Raw genomic sequence first — 21,475 nt, forward strand, 5'->3', positions numbered from 1 at the left:
AACCATCTGTATGCAACATTTGTTTCTATTTCTTTTATTGTTTGACGCATAGATTTTATACCAAACATATATTGAATTAAAACTATTTTAATTAATACAACAGGATCTATGCTTGGTCTTCCATTATCTAAGCAATACATGTCCTTTACAAGATCATATATAAAATCAAAATTGATAACTTTTTCTATTTTTCTAACTAAATGATCTTCTGGAACCAATTGATCAACAGAGATAAATTCTACTTGTTCTCTACGAGTTTTATCTTTGTTGATTGTTAGCATACTTATCCTCCTTTATTACTTCGTATATTATTATATTTCGACATAAAAAAAGAGAATCCTTTTTTTGCGATGGATTCTCTTTAAAAAATTATACTTTGTCAACAGTCTGGAGGCTGCATACAATGCAGCCTTATATTTTTACTATCCTTCCATCCTTAAAAACAGGAACCACATCCAATATATCTTCCATAAAGCAATATTCTATATCCTCTTTGCAACCTATAGAAATCAAATAATTATAATGTCCCGCATATTTTACATATTCTAATATTTTCCCTTTATAATCCCTATAGGCAATATAAGCAGCAGTTGATATATCATCAATATTGCAATTCCCAAGTTTTAATAATTCATATATTATTTTCCCTGCACATATAAAATCATCTAAAGAAAGCTTACCATAAGTTCCTGCACAAACAATGGCAATATCCCTTTTATCCTCTAATACTTTTTTTACAAGAGCCTTTCCATTCAGCATACACCCAATATAGATATTTTTAGCATTAAAGGATTTATATATCGCTCTTGTTCCATTTGAGGTCGTAAAAACAATATTCTTCCCCTCAACAAATTCCCTTTTATATTCTAAGGGTGAATTTCCAAAATCAAAACCATCGATTTTAAGTCCCCTTCTTTCTCCACCTAAAAGATATCCTTCTTCCTTAAACTTTAATGCATCCTCCACCTCTAATACTGGAAAAACAGTTGCACCGTTATATATAGCTGTTGTAATAACCGATGTAGCTCTTAAAACGTCTATTACAATTACATCTTTATCCCTTAAAAATTCCTTATCAACATCGTTTACGGAAGGAAACAACGCGATATTCACATTATCATCTCCTTAAAATAAGCAAAAACCCATTTAAAGGGGTTACAGATTGTAGACAAACCATCTTTGGTGTTGAAATTTTGCAAGAGCCCCGGAAGGATTAGAAAAGGCATCTCTCATAAGCTCTAGCAATTCTTGCTTTTCGACTTTTCAAAAGTCCGTAATTCTGCACACGGACGTGCAGAGCCGAGTGGCCGACACGGATGTCGGCTCACGAGGGTAGGACTTTTGAAAACAAAGAAAAGCTTAGAATTGCTTAGCGAAATGAGCAAATGCCAGGGAAATCCTTCACGGGACTTATCAAAAAACAACTTTTTCAACAGTCTGAAACCCCTTTAAAGGGGTTACATTATTTTGCCTTATAATTTGCTACTGTTTTTCTTGATATTAGTTTTGTTTCAACTATAATTTTTTGTTTTTCTTCATTTCTTCCCATTATTTCATCGATAACAAGCCTTGCTGCTTCGAATCCTAACTTATATGCATTGATATCAACGGAACTTAATGGCGGAGTTGCATGTTCTGCAAGGGGTATATTGTTAAAGCTCAATATAGATATATCCTGAGGAACCTTAAAGCTAAGTTCTCTTGCAGCCCTTATAGCACCAAAGGCCATTAAATCGTCTGTAACGAGAACAGCTGTAGGTGGTTTAGGACTTGATAGAATTATCTTCATACAATCATATCCACCCTGCTGAACAAAATCGCTGGAGGTCAATAAACTTTCATCAAGTTCTATTTTATTCTCAATTAATGCCTTTTTATAGCCTTCAAATCGGTCTAATGAAACGACAAGATTTAAAGAACCGTTAATAAGCCCAATCCTTCTATGTCCCTTTTTTATTAAAAAGTTTGTTGCTTCATAGGCAGATTTAACATTATCATTATCTACAAAATTTATATTTTCATCATTATAGGGCCTTCCTATCATCGAAAAAGGAAGGTTAAGCTCCATAACTTTGTTTAATATAGCATCGTTTACCCTCGAATACATCAAAATAAGCCCATCTACTCTTCCACCAAAAACAATGGAATTTAAAGATTCCATCTGTTCCTTTTCTGTATTGCCTGTAGTAAGAAGCAAGCAATATTCTTCATCATGGGCACACTTTGCAATGCCTCTTAGCGCCTCTGGAAAGAAGGGATTCAAAAAGACATGTTCAGCAGAACGTGGCATAACTATTCCTATAGTTTTTGTCGTCTTGTTTACAAGGCTTCTGGCTATAGCATTAGGATGATATCCTAATTCCTTCATCGCCAGCCTTACCTTTTCCTTAGTTTTTTCACTTATCCTTGGACTGTCCGATATTACTCTTGATACCGTCGATGGGGATACTCCAGCTTTTTCTGCTACATCCTTTATTGTAACCATTACCTTCCCCCTACTTTCTTTTTAATTTAAAAATAGAAATAACGGTCCTAAATACAACAGCCTCTTCAAATTTTTTAATATCAAGTCCTGTTATAGCCTTAATCTTTTCAATTCTATAAAGGAGCGTATTTCTATGAAGATACAATCTTCTGGATGCTTCACTAATATTAAGATGGCACCTAAAGAGCTCTTCTGCTGTATTTATAAGCTCTTTATCTCTATATACATCATAAAAATTTTCATACCCGCCATTTAGATAAAAATCTATTTTAGCCATATCACCCTCAGAAATTATACCATAAAGAATCATTTTATCAATATGGAATATTCCTTCATTATATCCTAAATTTTTGGCAAGAAGACAGGATGTTTTAGCATGAATAGCTGAATTTTTTATAGTATAATCACCCTTTACTTGTCTTCCTGAGCCTATTATTACATTATTAGCACCTTCCTGCTTTAACTCCTCAAGAATGGATTCTGCTTCCTCTTCAAAATTTTCAATTTCTTTTACTATATAAATGCCCTCATCATCCTTTACAAGTTCTGCCTCGTAACCATCGTAAATACTTTCTAATATATTAAAATACTTAATAGGGCACATTATATACATCGTCGTTTTATTTAAAAACTTTCCTATTAGCTTTTCTTTAGAAACATCGTTTTTTAGAATATATTCAAGAGGCTGCAGAACATCTGCAGCCTCTTTATTTTTATAAAAACTAAAATAAAGCTTTACAAGGTTACAGGCATCCTGCGATAATTTGCCTTTAATTGATAATATATTATCGCCTATCCTAATAAAGGTAAAGTCACCGATTTCTATACCATCAACGTCCTTAAACCCTATATCTTTTCCTTCTTTGAGATTGCCATTTATATCGTATAACCCAATTTCATATCCTAAGGCTAAATGTAAATCATCGCAGAATGACATAGTTATCCTCCTTAGCAAATAGCAAGTTCAGTTTCTTTGTCAAAAACGTGCATCTTGTTCATATCTATAGCAAGTTTTATAGTTTCATCAACCTTTGCCTTGCTTGTTGGCTCAACTCTTGCTGTTATATTCTTGCCTTCGCATACAACATAAAGATATGTTTCAGCACCCATGTGCTCAATAACCTCTACCTTAGCTTCAATTATGCTTTCCTTATGTGCAGTTATGAAATCTGTGCTATCATCTATATGTTCTGGTCTTATACCAAAGATTACTTCCTTACCAATATAGCCCTTTTCTTCAATAACCTTTGCCTTATCCTGTGGAATAGGGAGCTTTACATTGCCAAATACAATGAATAAATTATCTCCTTCTTTAACAATCTTTGCATCGATAAAGTTCATCTGTGGGCTTCCAATAAATCCGGCAACAAATAGGTTTGCAGGATGTTCATAAATGTCCTGTGGTGCAGCAATTTGCTGAATTACTCCATCCTTCATTACAACTATCTTTGTTCCCATTGTCATAGCTTCTGTTTGGTCATGGGTAACATATATAAATGTAGTATTTAATCTCTTATGAAGCTTTGAAATTTCTGTTCTCATTTGAACTCTTAATTTTGCATCAAGGTTTGATAGAGGCTCATCCATTAAGAATACCTTAGGCTCTCTAACTATTGCTCTTCCAAGGGCAACTCTTTGTCTTTGTCCACCTGATAGAGCCTTTGGCTTTCTATCTAAAAGATGTTCAATATCAAGTATTCTTGCAGCTTCTCTAACCTTTTTATCGATTACATCCTTGGGAACTTTCCTTAACTTTAATCCAAAGGCCATGTTTTCATAAACAGTCATATGTGGATAAAGAGCATAGTTTTGGAAAACCATTGCAATATCTCTATCCTTTGGTGCAACATCGTTCATTAGCTTGTCTCCAATGTAAAGCTCACCTGATGAAATTTCTTCAAGGCCTGCAATCATTCTTAAAGTTGTTGATTTTCCACATCCTGAAGGTCCAACAAGAACTACGAATTCCTTATCTTCAATTTCCAAATTACAATCTTTAACTGCAGTGACATTACCTGGATAAACTTTATAAACATTCTTTAATACAACTTTAGCCATAAAGATCCCCCTTAAATATAAGACTTTAATTACATCATAGCATACAAAAAAAGGACCTTAAATATATAAGGTATATGAATAAAATATGCAATTTAAACAAAGTTATATTACCTTATGAATCCTTTGGGAATTCTTCTGTTTTGCTTTATCACAATTTTTTAACGGCACAAAAAAACTAAAAAAATTTTTAAGCTTCTTTTTAAATCTTAACCATTTGAAATTAATAATTTTAACTTCTTTCCCCCTATTCATAAACCCACCCCAATTTTTTTCTTTATTTATATTATACTTTGAAATTATTAAAATTCCAATCAAAATTGTTTGATTTGTCTGAATTTTTTATTTTCAATGTCAAAAATCCAGTCTCCCTTAAGTCTTTTTTCCTCATCCGTTGCATTAGCTTTTACATCAACGCTAAAGGCAAATTCCTTTTCAGATATAAAAAAGGGGTCCCTTAAAGAAAAAACATCACCTTTAAATTGAGAATTTAAGGGCATATCGATACTTGAACCATCTTCACCATTATATGCTTTTATTTCCCTTTTTCCCTTTTCATCCTCAATCTCAACTAAAAACTTTTTACCATCCGGTGAAAAGGCTATTAAATTTATTACCTTACCAAGGAAATAATCTATGGACTTTATTTTTACCTCCCTTTTTCCCTCCTCCTGCTGTCCTTCCTGTTGTGTCTGCTGGGCAGCTTGCCCCTCCTGTTGACCCTGCCCACCTCCTTGAGATACCTTAAAGGTTTCCTCCTCAAGTTTTACCATCCCCAAAAAAGAATCCTTATCAATGCTTGATATGACAATCATGTCCCCTTCAGGGGAAGATGCACAAGGGCCAAATCTTTTTTTAGGAACTTTAAACTTTTGTTCAGGAGTTAGCATGTTTTGAGCAGATGTAAAATTGGGTAAATCCTCAAGGGAGATAATAGCTTCAGCCTTAGACTTTTCATCTTCTTTTTTATAAAGAATATTTCCCTTTGCAAAATACTCAGTAGATTTATCCTTTTTAATTTCATCTATCATAAGTTTGCTATCCTTAGTAATTATTTTATATTTGATAACATCCTCAGAAAAGTAAGGAAAGTTATAATAAGAACTAAATATATGGACTGTAAACTCATCTTCATTAAAGCCTTCCTTTTCTATTTTATAAGCAACTGGTCTTGGATTTTCCTGTTTAGGAAGTTCTTTATAGTTTTCCCTAAGCTTAGGACTATAGTAGGATATCATTGCATTTATATCTCTTTGCATTGCGTGGAACATGTAATTATTTAAAAACTCCTCTGCACTTTTTTTGTCCAGTTTATCACTTTTTACTTCAGTTTTATTAGTATCGGACTTCTCATTCTTATCAGGGCATCCAGCTAGAAAAAATATGGACAATAGTAAAAATATCGCTATAATCCTTTTCATATCATCACCTACCTTTTTTATTTATTTTTCCTCAAAGGATTCATTATTATTAGGTTTTTTTCATAAATATAGTTTTGTAATAATATTAAGGTGATAAAATGAACATATTAAAGATCGCCTTTGTGTTTGTAGGAACAATTATAGGTGCTGGCCTTGCATCCGGTCAGGAGATACTGCAATTTTTTACTGTTTATGGAGTCGATGGTTTTTGGGGAATATTTTTATGTTTATTTTTATATATGTTTTTTTCAATAATAATCATCGAATTATCTAATAAATATAAATTTAAATCATATAAGGACTTTTTAGATTTTGTATTTGGGAAATTTTCATTCTTGAGCGATTTTATTTATACTTTTTTTGTGTTTTCCAGCAATGTTATTATGATTTCAGGTTCTGCGACGATGCTCTATGAATATTTCCATATCGATAAAAGATTTGCTGTAATATTGGTTTGTATAGTTGTGCTTTTAATCTCCCTCTTTTCAACAAAGGGTATTATTGAATTTAACTCCTTAGTTGTTCCCTTTTCAACAATTAACATAATAATACTTGGTATCTTAGTCTTTTTCTCAGAAAAGGACACATTTTATCATATCATTGATATCTACAAACCCTTTAAAACCAATTGGATAGCTTCTTCAGTAATATATGCCTCCTTCAATATTATGTCTTTAGTTGGAGTATTTACACCAATGATGGAGGAAATAAAAAATAAAGGAGCCTTTATTAAAGGCTCCATATTAGGAAGTTTCATATTAACCTTTATAGCACTTATAATAAACTACTCCCTTTTGTGCTATTATCCTCAAAGTTTTAGCAAGGAAGTTCCAAATATATACATTGCAAGATTCTACGGTGAAATACTCCCTATTAATCTTTTGATTGCTATTTGGCTTGAAATGATTTCAACTGAAATTAGCGATATCTATTCCCTTTCAAACAGACTAAAACATCTTTTAAAGCTTAATTATAGCCAGACAGCAATTATAATAATATCAGTTTCAATTCCCTTCGCTTTTATTACTTTTTCTAGTCTTATAAGACTAATTTATCCTCTTTATGGGATAATCAGCCTGATTTTTCTTATCATAAGCAGTCTAAAGGCTATTTTAATTCGCTAAATTTCTTTCGATTTTATCCTCTAGCTGAACTTCTTCATCATACAACTTAACTTTAATAAGGCTTCCCTTTATTAATTGTAATGTTACTTTTTCTTTATTTACATCAACTTTTATAAGTCTTTGTCTATAGTTTATCTTAAATGAATATCTATTCCAATTTTGTGGGATCCTTGGGCTAAATAAAATTTCATCTCCAAAGGCTCTAAATCCTCCAAAACCAGCCACAATACCCAACCATGACCCTGCCATATTAGCTGCATGGATTCCATCCTTTGTATTTCCATGATGGTCATCAAGGTCCATTCTTGCCGTTCTCATAAAGTAATCATAAGCCTTATCTATATATCCTATATCACAGGCAACAATACTAAATATGCAGGGTGATAATGAAGAATCATGGGTTGTTACTTTCTCATAGTATTCAAAATCCCTAATTTTTTGTTCTTTAGTAAATTTATCGCTGTGTAAATATAGGGCTAAAACCCAGTCAGCCTGTTTGCATACCTGATGTCTGTAAATTACAAGAGGATGGTAGTGTAAAAGTAGAGGGTAATTTTCCTTTGGGGTATTTTCAAAGTCCCAAATTTTCTTGCTAAGGAAGCTATCATCCTGCGGATGGATCTTTAATTTTTCATCATATGGAATATACATATTGTCGGCTGCTTTTTTCCATCTTACTATTTCCTCTTCATCAAGTTCTATTTTCCCTTTTATCCTTTGGTATTCATCATTAAAATTTTTCTTTATATATTCTGCTACATAGGCTGCAAAACTCAAATGATCCTTTGCCATTAGGTTTGTATATGCGTTGTTGTTAACGATTGCTGTATATTCATCTGGACCTGTAACTCCATCTATACAAAAGCCCTTGCCTTCAACATAATGACCAAGATCCTCAAAAATCCTTGCAGTTTCAAATAGTATCTCTGCCCCATACTTTATTAAAAACTCTTCGTCTAAAGTTGCCTCATAATATTTCTTAATAGCATATGCTATATCAGCATTTATATGATATTGTGCAGTTGAAGCTGGAAAGTAAGCCGAACATTCTTCACCGTTTATTGTTCTCCATGGGAAAAGAGCACCTTTTTCATGAGACATTTGTCTCGCCCTTTCCCTCGCTTTGTCCAAGGTATTATATCTATATTCTAATAATTTTCTGGCTACCTCAGGCTTTGTATATATAAACATTGGGATAATATACATTTCTGTATCCCAAAAATAATGTCCTTCATATCCTTCTCCAGTCAGGCCTTTTGCTCCTATATTTGTTTTTGAATCCTTACCTGTTGATTGAAGAATATGGAACATATTAAATCTTATCCCCTGCTGAAGTTTAGCATCCCCTTCGATCTCAACATCTGCACTTTCCCAAAATCTTTTCATATACTCTATTTGATTTTTCTTGATATTCTCATAACCCATCTTAACTGCCCTTTTTAGCACCCTATCCTTCACATTAAAAATTTCATCATCATAGTCCCTTGTTGTTGTGTAGGATATATATTTAATAAATTCTATTTTTTCTTTTCAACCCCATTTATTTCGTATTCAATTCCAACTATATATTCATCCTCAATGCTCTTTACTGTATAATCTTGTTCTGTTGTAAATAAATTTTTGGCTGCACATAAAAGTTTAAAGTTAGAATTCTTTGTTTTTGAAAGGATTGAAATTTCGTCATCTTCAATATTTTTTTCTATTATTTCAAGGGATCTTCCAGAAAGTCCCGAACCTACTCTTGGATCATCCTCAGCAGTAAGATTCTTTACGTTTCCATCTATTAACGAAACCAATTTAATTTTTCCACTAAAATTTAAAGGTATAATTGAAACTTTTACTGCTGCAAGGTGCTTATCATCGAAACTTGCCAATCTTTCAAAATTTAATTCCAATTCTTTACCTGTTTTAGTTCTCCATACAGCTTTTCTTTTTAAAACTCCTTCCTTAAGATCCAAAACCCTTTCATAATCTAAAATTTCTGAATCCATCATATTAAATTCTTCATCATCAACATAAATTTTTATAATCTTTGAATTTATGACGTTTAACATAGTCTGACCTATCTCTGGGAAGGCATAGGCCTTTTCTCCATATTTTATTTCATGGGTTTCATAAAAACCGTTTAAATATGTGCCTTCTACTGTATATTTTTTATCCTTTAAGCCTTCTTCAAAATTTCCCCTCATTCCAATATAACCGTTGCCAATTGAGAAAATTGTCTCATTTTTTTTGCTGCCCTCTAGATTAAAATTTTTCTCAACTATTTTCCATTCATCTATTAAAAGATCGTTCTTTATTTCATTCATTGCAACATCTCCTTTCTATTAAAATTTGGCATGCCTTAGGGCATGCCAAATTATTACTTACCTGCTTTTTGCTTTGCTTCTTCAATCTTTTGATGATACTTGTCTAATGTAGCCTTAACATCCTTACCGTCGATAACTATTTCCTTTAATGCATCGTTAAGAGCCTTATCAACATCTGCCCAGTAAACAAGGTTTGGTCTTGGTTCAGCAACCTTCATAGCTTCGTTTATAGCATCAAAATATGGCTTTTGCCAATCTTCAACTTGACCATAAGCATCTGTTCTTGCTGATGGCCAGCCGAGCTTTGAAGCAAGTTTTTCTTGAACTTCCTTTGACATTAAGTATTCGATGAACTTAAGAGCAAGTTCCTTGTTTGGTGATCCAACTGGAATACCAAGAACGTCTCCACCAAGGACCTTTGAAGCCTTAACTGGTCCTGAGAATCCACCATAAGCCTTTATTTCCTTCTTTCCGCCATCCTTAACAATTACGTTAACACCAAAAGGCCAGTTAGCTGCAAGATACATTGATTCTTCAGCGATAAACCTATTTGTTGTGTTCCAGTCAGCCTTTAATGAGTCTGGTGAAAGGTATGGCCAAAGTTCCTTCAAGAATGTATAAGCCTTAATGCTTCCTTCATCATTAAGAACAAGTGGGTCTCCACCAGCTTGTCTTATGAATTCGAATAATTGAACAGTTGTATTTCCGTCAAATACAGCCTTAATACCTACCTTACCAACGCCTTCTTTTTCCTTTAATGTTTTTGCAACTTGTAATAATTCGTCCCAGTTTGTTGGTGGCTTTAATCCATATTGATTGAACTTAGCTTCATTGTAGAAATTGATTTCAACATTTGGTCTGAATGGGAAGAAATAAAGCTTTCCATCAAATTCACCAACTGTAACAAGTGAAGGAATTATTTCAGCTGGAATTTTGCTTCTAAATTCTGAAATATCTTCAACAAGTCCCTTTTCTACAAGTGGCGCAAGAGCCATGTTATCCTGTGCAATAAGATCAATTTCCATCTTTCCTGCCTGTTTCATTGCTTCTAATTTCTTTACAACGTCCCCTGATTCAACTTGAATAGCTTCAATTTTACAATTGTTTGCTTGTTCGAAGGCTGGGAAAATCTCCTCCCTCATAACCTTCCATTCTTCTTCACCAAGACCCATTGTAACTCTTAATGTTGTAGGCTGCTGAGCTTCCTTTTTAGCACAGCCTGCAAAGAAACCTGAAACAACAAATAAAGATAAAGCAAGTGCTACAAGTTTTTTAAATTTCATCAAGATTCCCCCTTTTTATATGATTATATTAACTGCCTTAGGCAGTCATTAACCCTTTATAGCTCCCCCAAGGTAATCTGATCTTATATATCTTTGGAGGGCAAATGTAATAATCAATACTGGTATTGTAAGTATCGTTGAGTAGGCTGCCTGTTGGAAGAAACCACCTCTTAAAACGTAGTAATAAATTTGTAGCGGTAATGTCTTTGTTGTAAGAGATAAATAAAGGGCATAAGTAAACTCGTTCCATGAATTAAGCCATGTAAACATAGCTGCAACTGCAAGCCCTGGTGCTGCAACTGGAAGAACTATTTTAAGTAGAGTTCTTATTCTACCTGCACCATCAATTGATGCTGCCTCTTCAAGATCAATCGGAATCGTTTCAAAGGTTGAAACCAATATCCACGCAATAAACGGGAGCTGCTCTATTAGGTGTGCCATAACAAGTCCTAAGTTTGTATCCATAAGGTTCCACTTTAAAAAGGTAACAGATATTGGCAGTGCTATACCTACATTTGGGAACATCCTCGTAAAGAACAAAGTTAGAATTATTGCATATTTTATCTTCCTATCAAATCTAGAAATTGCATAGGAAGCAGGTGCAGCAATAATCAAAGCTAAAATCATAGTAAGTGTCGCAACTATAAAACTCTTATAGAGGGGAGGCCAAAGATTCCCTGATTTAAACACCTGCTCCCAATGTTTAAACTCAAACCTTGTAATTAAAAACTTCGGATGAGATGTTAAAACATCCTCAGGCACAGCAAAGGAAACTCTAAAAAGTATATAAACAGGCACTGTCATAAACAGCACTATAAGTATTATTCCAAGGTAGAAGAAAAATTTGCTAATGATTTTTTTACTTTGCACCTTTTACTCCCTCCCCTCTATCCACAAATCTAAAGTATAATACCATGAATATTATTATGATAAGTAGCAATATCGTCGATGCTGCTGCTGATGCATTTAGGTTGTTGTAGGAATATTCATCATAGGCATAGGTTGCAAGGAATGGAGTAACTCTACCTGCTAAAATCTTTGGAAGTTCAAATATTCTAAATGAATCTACAGCCCTTAGTATCATAGTCATTGTGATGGAGGGTTTCAAAAGAGGCAATGTAACATAGAAAAATGTTTGGGTTTTTGATGCACCATCAATTGCACTTGCTTCATAAACATCGTTTGGAATCGATTCCAAACCGGCTAAAAGAAGTAATACTACAACCGGCAATACCTTCCAAGAATCCGCAAAGGCTATGACGAATATATTTTTTATACCTCCTGATGTCCACGCAATTGGCTTTGTTATTATACCGAGCCTGTATAACAATTCGTTTAAATATCCTTGCGTTCCAAATATATAAAGCAATGTAACACCTGATACAAGTGTTGGCACCCCCATTGGAAGTAAAACCAGGGACCTTACTAATCCTTTTCCTTTGAAATCATACTTTAGAGCCATTGCAATAAATAAACCTACAACTAATTGAAATGTAAGCCCTACCAATGTAACTGCAATCGTGTTGAATATTGCCATATTAAAATCCTTTTTAGCAAAAAGATACTGATAAGTTGAAAAACCTAATGCCCCTGTATCTTTATCTTGAAAACTTAACAAAATGGTTTTTAAAATAGGAAAAATAGTAAAGCCAAGGATATATAAAGCCAGCGGTAAAATTAAAAGAAGTTCAAAATAATACTTTTTAATAAATTTCATCAACTTTCCCCCTTTACTTTGCAAGAGCTTCTTTCAATTAATTCAAAATCAAGTTGAACTTCCCTTTCTACATCTTCTCCTTGGAGTATTTTTATAAGCATCTCCATCCCCTTTGCTCCCATTTCATATCTTGGCTGCTTTACAGTAGTTATAGGAGGATAAAAGTATTCTGCAAGTTCTACTCCGTCAAAACCTATAATTGAAAAATCATCAGGGACTTTAAAGCCATGTTGCATCGCACAAGATGCAGCACCAACAGCCATGGTATCTGAAGCTGAAAAAATTGCAGTTGGCTTGTCCTTAAGCTTTAGAACTTTTAGCATATTTTGATATCCACTTTTAAATTTATAATCACCGTAAAATATGATGTTTTCATCTAATTTTAAGCCGCTTTCTTCAAGTGCCCTTTTGTATCCGTTTATTCTTGGAATTCCAGCATTAGGGTCTTCCTTTTTCCCTGCAATCATGGCAATCCTTTTGTGGCCTAATTTAATTAAATACTTTGTAGCCTCATAGGCTGCCCTTTCGTTATCTATGGTAACGCTGTAAAATTCACTTTCATCATCTTTTGTGGCTATCAAAACTATAGGTATGTTTACCTTCTTAAAATCCCTTTTTAATTTTTCGCTTATTGTATTACTAATAAACAAAATTCCATCTGCCTTTTTTTCTTTGAGCATTATAAGGGCTTCCTTTTCCTTCTCCCTTTTAAGGTCTGTATTTAAAAGTATTATGTTATATTTATACTCATTTGCTATATCTTCTATGCCCCTTACTATATCAGGATAAAAGGCACTGGATATATCAGGAATCATAACACCAATAGACTTTGTAGATTTTACTTTTAAGCTTCTTGCTATTGCATTTGGATTATAATCAAGCTCCTTGATAGCATCTAAAACTTTTTTCCTTGTTTCCTCAGAGACCGAAGGATGATTGTTTAAAACTCTTGACACGGTTCCTAGGCCTACACCTGCTTTTTTTGCTACGTCCTTTATTGTAACTGACATAAAATCACTCCTTGGAAACGTTTCCTTAAAAAAATAATATCATAATTTTTAGTAAAATTCAATATCTGTATTTTCACAAAATTAATATTTTCATAAATTTTTGTTTATTGTATAATATTACTTAATACTAACTTTTGGAGGATAAGGCATGAAGATACAGAATCGATTGACAAAAGATATTAGTATAGTGGCTTTAATAGTGCTTGTCTTAACTTTTTTTATTTTTAAAAAATATATTTTTGATCCTGTAACAACTTTTGAGAAACAAATAGCTTATGATAAAATAAATCGCTTAGAAATCTATATAAACAAACAAGCTCATATGTTATATAGCCTATCCCTTGATTATTCAAAGTGGGATGAAACTTATAAATTTGTAGAAACAAAAAATTCCGAATATATAAATTCAAATTTCAACTACGATATTTCCTTTGATAAAAACGGCGTAAACTTTTTATTTATTACCGATAAAAGTGGGAACATTATATATGAAAGATATAACCAAAATAGTTATGATGATGAATTTTTAAACAAAAAGATAAAAACAAGTATACTTCCTTTAATAAACAAATATATATTATCAATTGGTAAAGATACTTTAGGCGTAGAAAACCTTTATAACACACCAGTTTTATTAAGCATTCAAACAATTCAAGACAGCAATGCATCATCTCCGCCAAAAGGGTATTTTATAGTTGGTAAATATTTAAACAAGGAAGAAATTCGTGAAATAGATAATGATCTGACAGTTAATATAGACTCTATAGAAAAAACTAACTTTCTTGATCGATCTTTAAAACTCAATGATAATTTAATTTATGCTAAAACCACTTTTAAAAATATTTTTAATCTTCCCTCGGTGTCCTTTACAATTAGATTTGAAAGGATTTTTTATCGTGAAGCTATAAAAAACATCATGTTTTTTTCCCTTACTTCTCTGTTATTAGTTCTTACATCCATCTTGATATTTGTTTTTAGATTAAGAAAATCCATCCTCAACAGGATAATGCTGATTAAGGATATAATTAATACTATTGAAAAAACATCAAATCTTGAACTTCGCCTACCTATTGACGGTGATGATGAGATTGATATTTTATCAAGGGACATTAATTCTATGCTGGATAAATTTAAACTAACGTCAAAACGATTAAAGGAAAGCCTTGATGATATTTACTATCTTGCATATCATGATAGTTTAACTCAACTTCCAAATAGGCTAAAAGCCGTAAAACACATTGAAGAATTGATAAATGCTAAGAGACCCTTTTACGCTATTTTGCTTGATATAGATAATTTCAAAAATATAAACGATATGTATGGACATGATTTAGGCGATGCAGTTTTAAAGTTTTTATCAAAGAAATTACAAAATAATATAAAAAAGAATAAATTTATAGCAAGAATAGGGGGCGACGAATTTTTAATCATCCTTGAAAACCTGAGCGGCACTTTTCAAATTCAAAATATAGTTAATGATATTATTAACCTATTATCCAAACCTTTGCATTTAAAATCAGACAAATTATACATTGAAGCATCCATAGGAATAGCCGAATTTCCAAAGGATGGTTCTACTCTTAAAAGTTTACTAAAAAACGTTGAGATAGCCATGTATGAATGTAAAAAGAAAAAATTAAAATATCAATATTTCAATCCTGCACTAAATGAAAAGGCTTTAACCACTTTAACTTTAAGCAACAAATTAAAACAATGTATAGAAAATAATGAATTTATTATATTCTATCAACCTATTTATAGTTTAAAGGAAAATAAAGTTTGTAGTGCAGAAGCTTTAGTTAGATTAAGTTTAGATAATAAGATTATCCCACCTAATCAGTTTATTCCAATTGCAAGGGAATTAGGATTACTTCCCGAGATAGATAACTTTGTCTTAACTAATTCAATTAAACAATGTAAAATTTGGATGGATTCAGGTGTGGAAAATTTTTCAATTTCAATTAATACCTCTTTTAAACAAATTATAGATGAAAACTTTGTAGAGTTCATTAAAGACACTATCACAAAGTTTACTTTTTCCCCTCAGAATGTAATTCTTGAAATCACTGAAGAAGAAGCTTTAGAAGATTTAGAAAGGGTAGCAGAAATATTAAATAAATTAAAGGAATTAGGTGTAAAAATTGCAATAGATGATTTCGGAACAGGTTATTCCTCTCTAAATTATATAGCTAGACTCCCTATAGATATATTAAAGATAGATAGATCCCTTATAAATAACATAAAAGATGAAAAAAATATCGAAATAATAAAGGCCATTATTTCAATGGCAAACTCATTAAAATTAAGTGTAATTGTTGAAGGTATTGAAAACAAATTGCAACTTGAGATTTTAAAGGAACTTAATGTTGAAAAAATTCAGGGATATCTTATAGATAAACCTTTGCCTAAGGAAGAATTCGAAGCAAAATATATAAAGGGATGCTGAGCATCCCTTTATTTTTTAAGCATTTCTCCAATTGCTGCAATGTTGCCAAGGCTTGATATAGCTTCATTGGGAAGTATGATTTTATTTGCTGGATTTTTAGCCATCTCTTGTAGTGCTTCAACCTGCTTTAGTGCTATAACTACTTCATTTGTTCCCGATTCAATTATTGCCTTGTTTACAAGATTAATGGCTTCTGCCTGAGCTTCTGCGATCTTTCTTATTGCCATAGCCCTACCTTCTGCTTCAAGAAGCTGTGCTTCTCTTTGACCTTCTGCTCTTCTTATATTTGCTTCTCTTTCTGCTTCTGCCTCTAGAATTTTAGCCTGCTTTAACCCTTCTGCCTTTGCAATGGCGCTTTGTTTTTCACCTTCTGCTTGAAGTATTGCTGCTCTTTTATCTCTTTCTGCCTTCATCTGCTTTTCCATTGCCTGTTGAATTTCCGCTGGAGGAATTATGTTTTTAATCTCAACAGAAAGTATTTTAATACCGTAAGCATCTGTAATTTCATCAACAACCCTTAAAAGTTCATTGTTAATTTTATCCCTACCTGATAATACCTCATCAAGGGTCATATTTCCTACGATATTTCTCATATTAGTTATTGTAGAATAAATTATACCCGCTTTGTAATTTTCAATATTATAAATTGCTGCCCTTGCATCCATTACTTTATAAAAAATTACGTTGTCTATAGAAATTTTTACATTATCTTTAGTGATAACCGATTGTGGTTCAATGTCAAGTATTTGTTGCTTTGTCGAAACCTTTGCCCTAACAAAATCAGCAATTGGAACTATAAAGTGCCACCCAGGCTCCAATATCCTGTGAAACTGACCGAACCTTTCAACCACGTATAAATAACCAGTATTAACAATCCTAATTGACGAAATTACAACAATTAAAACTATAAATACAATTAACACCAAAAAAACATTAGCTATGATATTCATATTTTTTCCCCCTTACTTTTTTGGATTAAAAACTTACTTCCTTCTATGCCTATGATCTTAAACCTTTCTCCCCTTTTTATTATCTCCCCAGTATTTTTAGCAAGCCAATAAATTCCGTTAATTTTAATATGAGCCTTATCAATTATATCCTCTTCTGCCGTAAGTTCCATTCCTATATATTCCTCTTCCATCCTCAAGGTCCTCTTTACAGTCTTTTTTAAGGTCTCTTTGATAAAAGGATAGCTTATTCCTAAAGTTAAAGCACTGACAATTGAAAAAATTATAATCTGAATTAAATTTGAGGCATTAAAAATTAAAGCTACAATGGCAAAAATAGCCCCTATCGTGAAGGCAAAAAATAGATAAGCACTTGTCAGGATATCTGTCAATATTCCTAAAAGTGCTATTATAATCCAAACATATAACAAACAAATAAACCCCCTTATATGTTTTTTTTATTATACTTCCAAATTCTGAAAATTAAAAGCTCTTAAAACTACTATTTTAGTCTTATTTGTTTGTTATTTGCCAAGAAAAATTAAAATCCTTTAATTATCTTAATATTTCCTTTCAGCAAGTTGTAATGCTATTTCTTTTAAAACCAATTTAGAGCTATTATTAGGAAGAGTCTCTATATTTTTTAAAGCTTTACTTGTATATCTTTTTGCTAGTCCTTCAGAATACTCTATTCCACCGTTCTTAATTATTCTGTCGATCAAATAATTTAAGTCTTCAATCTTATCGCTGCTTAAAATTTCTTCTAGCTCTTTATCATGTCTTAATGCATAAATAACTGGAAGAGTATAAATTCCCTCCATTAGATCATGTCCAATGCTTTTTCCAAAAGTCCTATCTCCTATCAAGTCCAATATATCATCCTTTATTTGAAAAGCCATTCCAAGATCAAATCCTATTTTTTTTAATCTATTAGCAATATCCTTTGAACACCTAGACTCCACAGCTCCTATAAAAAAGCTAAGGGAAAACAATATTGCTGTTTTTGCAGCAATCCTTTTTAGATAAGAATTTATAGAAACATCCGTTCTTTTCTTTGTCATCATTTGATTTATCTCTCCAACGCTTAGCCTTTCCATGCTTCTTATAACGCCCTTTATAGTATCAACCTGATCGCAAACCGTCAATAAACTCATACACCTTGAAAGGAGAAAATCCCCTATTAGAACGGCAGCCTCTTTTCCATATTTTTCTTGAACAGTTTTCATGTTTCTCCTAATCTTAGAATCATCCAGTATATCATCATGAATTAAAGTTGCGTTATGAAACATTTCAACAGCTGCAGCAATTTGAGTCATCTTGTCGGAATCATATTCCCCAAATGACGCAGCCAAGATAACAAATCCAGGTCTTAGCATTTTTCCGTTATTGTCAAATATATCTATCAACGCACTTTCTATCGTTTTTTCGCTGCACCTTACTTTTCTTTTAATTATTTTATTTACCTTCTGAAGTTCATCCCTCACAAAATCAATATTATCCCAAAATCCTGACATTTGATCACCTTTCTATCTTAAATTGTATTCTTCTAAGATGTTCAATAGAAAAGTTTGCTGCATATCCTATAAATATTCCTGTAACAAGCCCTGTAACTAATAAAAATGGCAAATACCAAAAAATATTGATATTGTTTAATATAAACATAGCAACTAGAACTTGTCCAACATTATGAAATATTCCTCCAACCATACTTATTCCAACTGGGGATATATTTTTGCTAATTTTAAGTAAAGTTAGCATCATAATAAAACTCAGGATAGCACCAGATACGCTAAACAAAAAAGAAGATAAATTTCCGCTAAAAATAGAACCCAATACTACTCTTATTATAACAATTAAAAGTGTTTCGTATGGAGTTAAAATATATAAAGAGATAACAGTAACAATATTAGCAAGACCTATTTTTGCACCTGGAAAGGTAAATGGTAATTGAATATACATTTCAATTATATAAAGACAAAGTGCAATTGAAATTAAAACTGAACTAAATACAAGTCTTCTAGTTTTCATGATGCCACCTCAATACGTAGAATCATCTATATCCTTTTTTTCTCCTTCTATCTCAACAACAATTTTATGGGGCAGGCAAACAATGCTTTCCCCTGCCCCTGAGATTTTACCCATCTTTACACATAGCCCGTCATGGCAATTTGCTTCCTTCATGTAAACGCATCCATTCTCTATTACGATTATATTGATATCTTTCCCATCCGTAATTACAACTTTATTATTCTCACTTAACTTTAAGCTTTTATATAATTTTCCTCCCTTATATATGTGAACGTATTCACCTTTTCCTTTTTTGCTAAACATGTAAAATCCTTGGATGGAAAGAGCTATTATGAGTGTAATAACTATTATATATATGTCATGCTTTTTCATATATTCCCCTCTTTTTAGATTTAAAGTTTAATTTACCTCTAAAAGTCTTTTCCCACCATTTATAGAACCATGGAACTACATAATAATCAAGTCCAAAGGAACGTCCAGCTCCTCCTAAAAGGGCTATAGCGCCAAATATATACCAGAGTATTTCCTTACCTGCCATAGCAGACAATATAAAGTTAAAGCACAAGAAAATCGATGCTAATGATGCTAATGCTGTAAAAAGACCTGCTATCAATGCTAAACCTATTCCTATCTCAGCTAATACTACCATCACTTGAAAATAATAAGCAAAGGGCTCAACAAATATATGCATAAATTGTTGATAAAATTCAGGTGGCTGCTTTAAAAGTGGAACAGCCTGGCTTACTGCCTGGGATGCCGAAGCAACAGCCTCTGTTGCTTGGGATGCTCCAGAAACACTTGAAGCTGTTACAATAAATATTTTATCTGGACTTAGCCAGCCTTGTTTTACTTTGCCCAATCCTTCTATCAACCACATTATTCCTATAAATAATCTTAAAGGAACAAGCCAGAAAGTAGGCGTTTTAGAAGCAAAATGTCCTCCAACCATAGATTTATTATTTTTAATGTCCATAAAATGATGTTTAAAATAGTCCCATATCAATAAAAATCCGCCGATTCCAAATAAATAATGCATATTTACAAGATGTTTTGCTGCCATTGCAAAAAATCCTGTAACATTTTTATTCATCAAGGTTGCAACGCAGTATCTAGAACCTATAGATACCATAAAGCCATGATAGTTTGATTTGAACCTTTTCTTTTCACTGCCTTTGATATCTGCAACTATATTTTCAGCTGCAACATCCGCAGTTTGAAGAGCAGTTTCAACAACCTGAAGAACCGGTTTTTGATCTTCTTCAAAATATGTTATATCGCCAATAACATAAACATTGTCATAATCAACGCTTTGCATATATTCATTCGTTAAAATTCTTCCTCTTTTACCCAAAGTTATATCTAACTTAGAAGCAAATGAATTACCTTGAACCCCGCATGTCCAAATAAGGGTTTTAGTATTAATTACATCTCCATTTTTAAGGACAACCTTATCCTCGGAAACTTCAACAATAGGAGATGAGGTTCTTAGCTCTATGTTTAACTTGTTGATATAATATCTTGCCTTTTTAATAAGTTTTTCGTTCAAAGTAGGCAGTATGGTATCTAAAGCCTCAACTATCATTACTCTAACTTCTTTTTCATCTATATTATATTTATAGCACAATTCTTTTTTAAATTCTGCAAGTTCCCCTGCCATTTCAACTCCTGTAAAGCCTGCACCTGCTACTACAAAGGTTAATAATTTTCTTCTTTCTTCGCTGCTTGTGGTTTTTGAAGCTTCTTCAAACATGTCTTCAATATGTCTTCTAATATTTTTAGCATCCTCTAAAGACCATAATGTAAAACCGTATTCTTGAACACCTTTAACTCCAAAGAAAGCAGGTTCACTTCCTATGTTTAATATCAAATAATCATATTCATAAATTGCTTCCTTTGATGTCAATCTCCTGTTTTTAAAATCAACATCAATTATTTGATCAACAATAACATTAACCTTGCTCCTATGGAACAATCTTTTTAGCTCCACTTTTACAGCATCCTCTTCAACCCTTCCTCCAGCAACCTCATGAAGTTCAGTCATAAGGGTATGGTATGGATTTTTATCTATGAGATTAATCTCTACATCATGTTTTTTTAGTCTTTTATTTAACAATTTTGCAGCCCTAACACCTCCATACCCGGCACCCAGGATCACTATTTTTTTTGCCATTAAATCACCCCCGTATTTAATTCGTTAATAGCCTTGAGCATAATTTAAAGACCTTGAAACTACTAGCCCGTTAGGACTAAATTTTTTTTATCACTCAAATATATTTCATAGGATTTCCTCCATTTTTGCCGAATTATATTTATATATCAACATAAACTTAGCAACAAAAAGGAGGAAATCTCTATGTATCAACGTCAAGAAATTTTTAACATTATTGAACTCTTTACTTCTCAAAAACTTATTAATTTCTATACAAAACTATTTGAAAATCTTGATTTATCTCCTTTACCTGATAGGCTCCCCTCTAAATACGGTCCTACCGGTTATTCTCGCCATGCTCTCTTTAGAGCCTTCATCGTTATGAAATGTGAGAAATTTGCTCAAATTACTGATCTCAAAGATTTTTCWAGAAAACAATTTAATCATTGCTAAACTTTGTGGCTTTGATATTCTTAAACCTTTACCTTCTTACTCTGTTTT

At 32.5% G+C, this 21,475-nt stretch carries 21 protein-coding genes; 3 read left to right on the forward strand and 18 right to left on the reverse strand.

Annotated features, from left to right (window positions below; translation table 11 throughout):
• From CAAU_RS10470 to CAAU_RS10495, 6 genes are all read right to left on the reverse strand, one after another.
• Positions 1-281 (reverse strand): transposase (locus tag CAAU_RS10470; protein WP_040306526.1); only part of this gene is annotated, 281 nt, incomplete at its 3' end.
• Between the two features lie 130 nt (positions 282-411).
• Positions 412-1,113: a 2-phosphosulfolactate phosphatase gene (locus tag CAAU_RS10475; RefSeq protein ID WP_008909409.1), complete on the reverse strand. Its 702-nt coding sequence runs from the start codon at positions 1,111-1,113 to the stop codon at positions 412-414.
• Positions 1,114-1,462: 349 nt separating this feature from the next.
• On the reverse strand, positions 1,463-2,485 hold the full coding sequence (locus CAAU_RS10480) for a LacI family DNA-binding transcriptional regulator (protein ID WP_008909410.1): 1,023 nt from the start codon (positions 2,483-2,485) through the stop codon (positions 1,463-1,465).
• A 10-nt stretch (positions 2,486-2,495) separates the two neighbouring features.
• Entirely contained in the window at positions 2,496-3,422 is a 927-nt protein-coding gene (locus CAAU_RS10485; protein WP_008909411.1) for a PucR family transcriptional regulator, read from the reverse strand.
• A gap of 11 nt (positions 3,423-3,433) precedes the next feature.
• Entirely contained in the window at positions 3,434-4,543 is a 1,110-nt protein-coding gene (locus CAAU_RS10490) for an ABC transporter ATP-binding protein (RefSeq protein ID WP_008909412.1), read from the reverse strand.
• Positions 4,544-4,854: 311 nt separating this feature from the next.
• The gene (locus CAAU_RS10495) at positions 4,855-5,961 is read right to left on the reverse strand and encodes a hypothetical protein (protein ID WP_008909414.1); all 1,107 of its coding nucleotides are present in this window, start codon (positions 5,959-5,961) and stop codon (positions 4,855-4,857) included.
• A 98-nt stretch (positions 5,962-6,059) separates the two neighbouring features.
• Here CAAU_RS10495 and CAAU_RS10500 point away from each other — a divergent pair, with 98 nt between their 5' ends.
• Complete coding sequence (locus CAAU_RS10500) at positions 6,060-7,085, forward strand: YkvI family membrane protein (RefSeq protein ID WP_008909415.1); 1,026 nt, start codon at positions 6,060-6,062, stop codon at positions 7,083-7,085.
• On the opposite strand, the gene CAAU_RS15030 is transcribed toward CAAU_RS10500, so the two are convergent.
• From CAAU_RS15030 to CAAU_RS10530, 6 genes are read right to left on the reverse strand one after another with little or no spacing between them, the layout of a single operon-like run.
• Positions 7,074-8,543: a glycoside hydrolase family 65 protein gene (locus tag CAAU_RS15030; RefSeq protein WP_008909416.1), complete on the reverse strand. Its 1,470-nt coding sequence runs from the start codon at positions 8,541-8,543 to the stop codon at positions 7,074-7,076. The two genes, CAAU_RS10500 and CAAU_RS15030, sit on opposite strands and share 12 nt — an antisense overlap.
• 59 nt (positions 8,544-8,602) lie before the next feature.
• A complete protein-coding gene (locus CAAU_RS15035) occupies positions 8,603-9,394 on the reverse strand; it encodes a glycoside hydrolase family 65 protein (RefSeq protein ID WP_008909417.1) in 792 nt (263 codons plus the stop codon).
• 53 nt (positions 9,395-9,447) lie between these two features.
• The gene (locus CAAU_RS10515; RefSeq protein ID WP_008909418.1) at positions 9,448-10,677 is read right to left on the reverse strand and encodes a sugar ABC transporter substrate-binding protein; all 1,230 of its coding nucleotides are present in this window, start codon (positions 10,675-10,677) and stop codon (positions 9,448-9,450) included.
• A 48-nt stretch (positions 10,678-10,725) separates the two neighbouring features.
• Positions 10,726-11,547: a carbohydrate ABC transporter permease gene (locus tag CAAU_RS10520; protein ID WP_008909419.1), complete on the reverse strand. Its 822-nt coding sequence runs from the start codon at positions 11,545-11,547 to the stop codon at positions 10,726-10,728.
• Entirely contained in the window at positions 11,537-12,394 is an 858-nt protein-coding gene (locus tag CAAU_RS10525; protein WP_008909420.1) for a carbohydrate ABC transporter permease, read from the reverse strand. The genes CAAU_RS10520 and CAAU_RS10525 overlap by 11 nt, the downstream gene beginning before the upstream one ends.
• A complete protein-coding gene (locus CAAU_RS10530) occupies positions 12,394-13,404 on the reverse strand; it encodes a LacI family DNA-binding transcriptional regulator (RefSeq protein ID WP_008909421.1) in 1,011 nt (336 codons plus the stop codon). The genes CAAU_RS10525 and CAAU_RS10530 overlap by 1 nt, the downstream gene beginning before the upstream one ends.
• Positions 13,405-13,552: 148 nt before the next feature.
• Here CAAU_RS10530 and CAAU_RS10535 point away from each other — a divergent pair, with 148 nt between their 5' ends.
• Complete coding sequence (locus tag CAAU_RS10535; RefSeq protein WP_051004414.1) at positions 13,553-15,850, forward strand: EAL domain-containing protein; 2,298 nt, start codon at positions 13,553-13,555, stop codon at positions 15,848-15,850.
• A gap of 8 nt (positions 15,851-15,858) precedes the next feature.
• On the opposite strand, the gene CAAU_RS10540 is transcribed toward CAAU_RS10535, so the two are convergent.
• The 6 genes from CAAU_RS10540 to CAAU_RS10565 form a co-directional block, all read right to left on the reverse strand.
• Entirely contained in the window at positions 15,859-16,800 is a 942-nt protein-coding gene (locus CAAU_RS10540; protein WP_008909423.1) for an SPFH domain-containing protein, read from the reverse strand.
• The gene (locus CAAU_RS10545; protein ID WP_008909424.1) at positions 16,797-17,228 is read right to left on the reverse strand and encodes an NfeD family protein; all 432 of its coding nucleotides are present in this window, start codon (positions 17,226-17,228) and stop codon (positions 16,797-16,799) included. Before CAAU_RS10545 ends, CAAU_RS10540 begins: the two co-directional genes overlap by 4 nt.
• Before the next feature lie 129 nt (positions 17,229-17,357).
• Positions 17,358-18,311, reverse strand: a complete 954-nt coding sequence (locus CAAU_RS10550; protein ID WP_008909425.1) for a polyprenyl synthetase family protein — start codon at positions 18,309-18,311, stop codon at positions 17,358-17,360.
• 4 nt (positions 18,312-18,315) lie between these two features.
• The gene (locus tag CAAU_RS10555) at positions 18,316-18,825 is read right to left on the reverse strand and encodes a Gx transporter family protein (RefSeq protein WP_008909426.1); all 510 of its coding nucleotides are present in this window, start codon (positions 18,823-18,825) and stop codon (positions 18,316-18,318) included.
• 9 nt (positions 18,826-18,834) lie between these two features.
• Positions 18,835-19,197 (reverse strand): NusG domain II-containing protein, encoded by a 363-nt coding sequence (locus tag CAAU_RS10560; protein WP_040306532.1) that lies wholly within the window; start codon positions 19,195-19,197, stop codon positions 18,835-18,837.
• Positions 19,184-20,995, reverse strand: a complete 1,812-nt coding sequence (locus CAAU_RS10565; RefSeq protein WP_008909428.1) for an FAD-dependent oxidoreductase — start codon at positions 20,993-20,995, stop codon at positions 19,184-19,186. Before CAAU_RS10565 ends, CAAU_RS10560 begins: the two co-directional genes overlap by 14 nt.
• 183 nt (positions 20,996-21,178) lie before the next feature.
• Here CAAU_RS10565 and CAAU_RS10570 point away from each other — a divergent pair, with 183 nt between their 5' ends.
• Positions 21,179-21,427, forward strand: a complete 249-nt coding sequence (locus CAAU_RS10570; protein WP_051004415.1) for a hypothetical protein — start codon at positions 21,179-21,181, stop codon at positions 21,425-21,427.
• Positions 21,428-21,475 lie beyond the last annotated feature (48 nt).

Source organism: Caloramator australicus RC3 (assembly GCF_000297115.1).
Lineage (GTDB): Bacteria > Bacillota > Clostridia > Clostridiales > Caloramatoraceae > Caloramator > Caloramator australicus.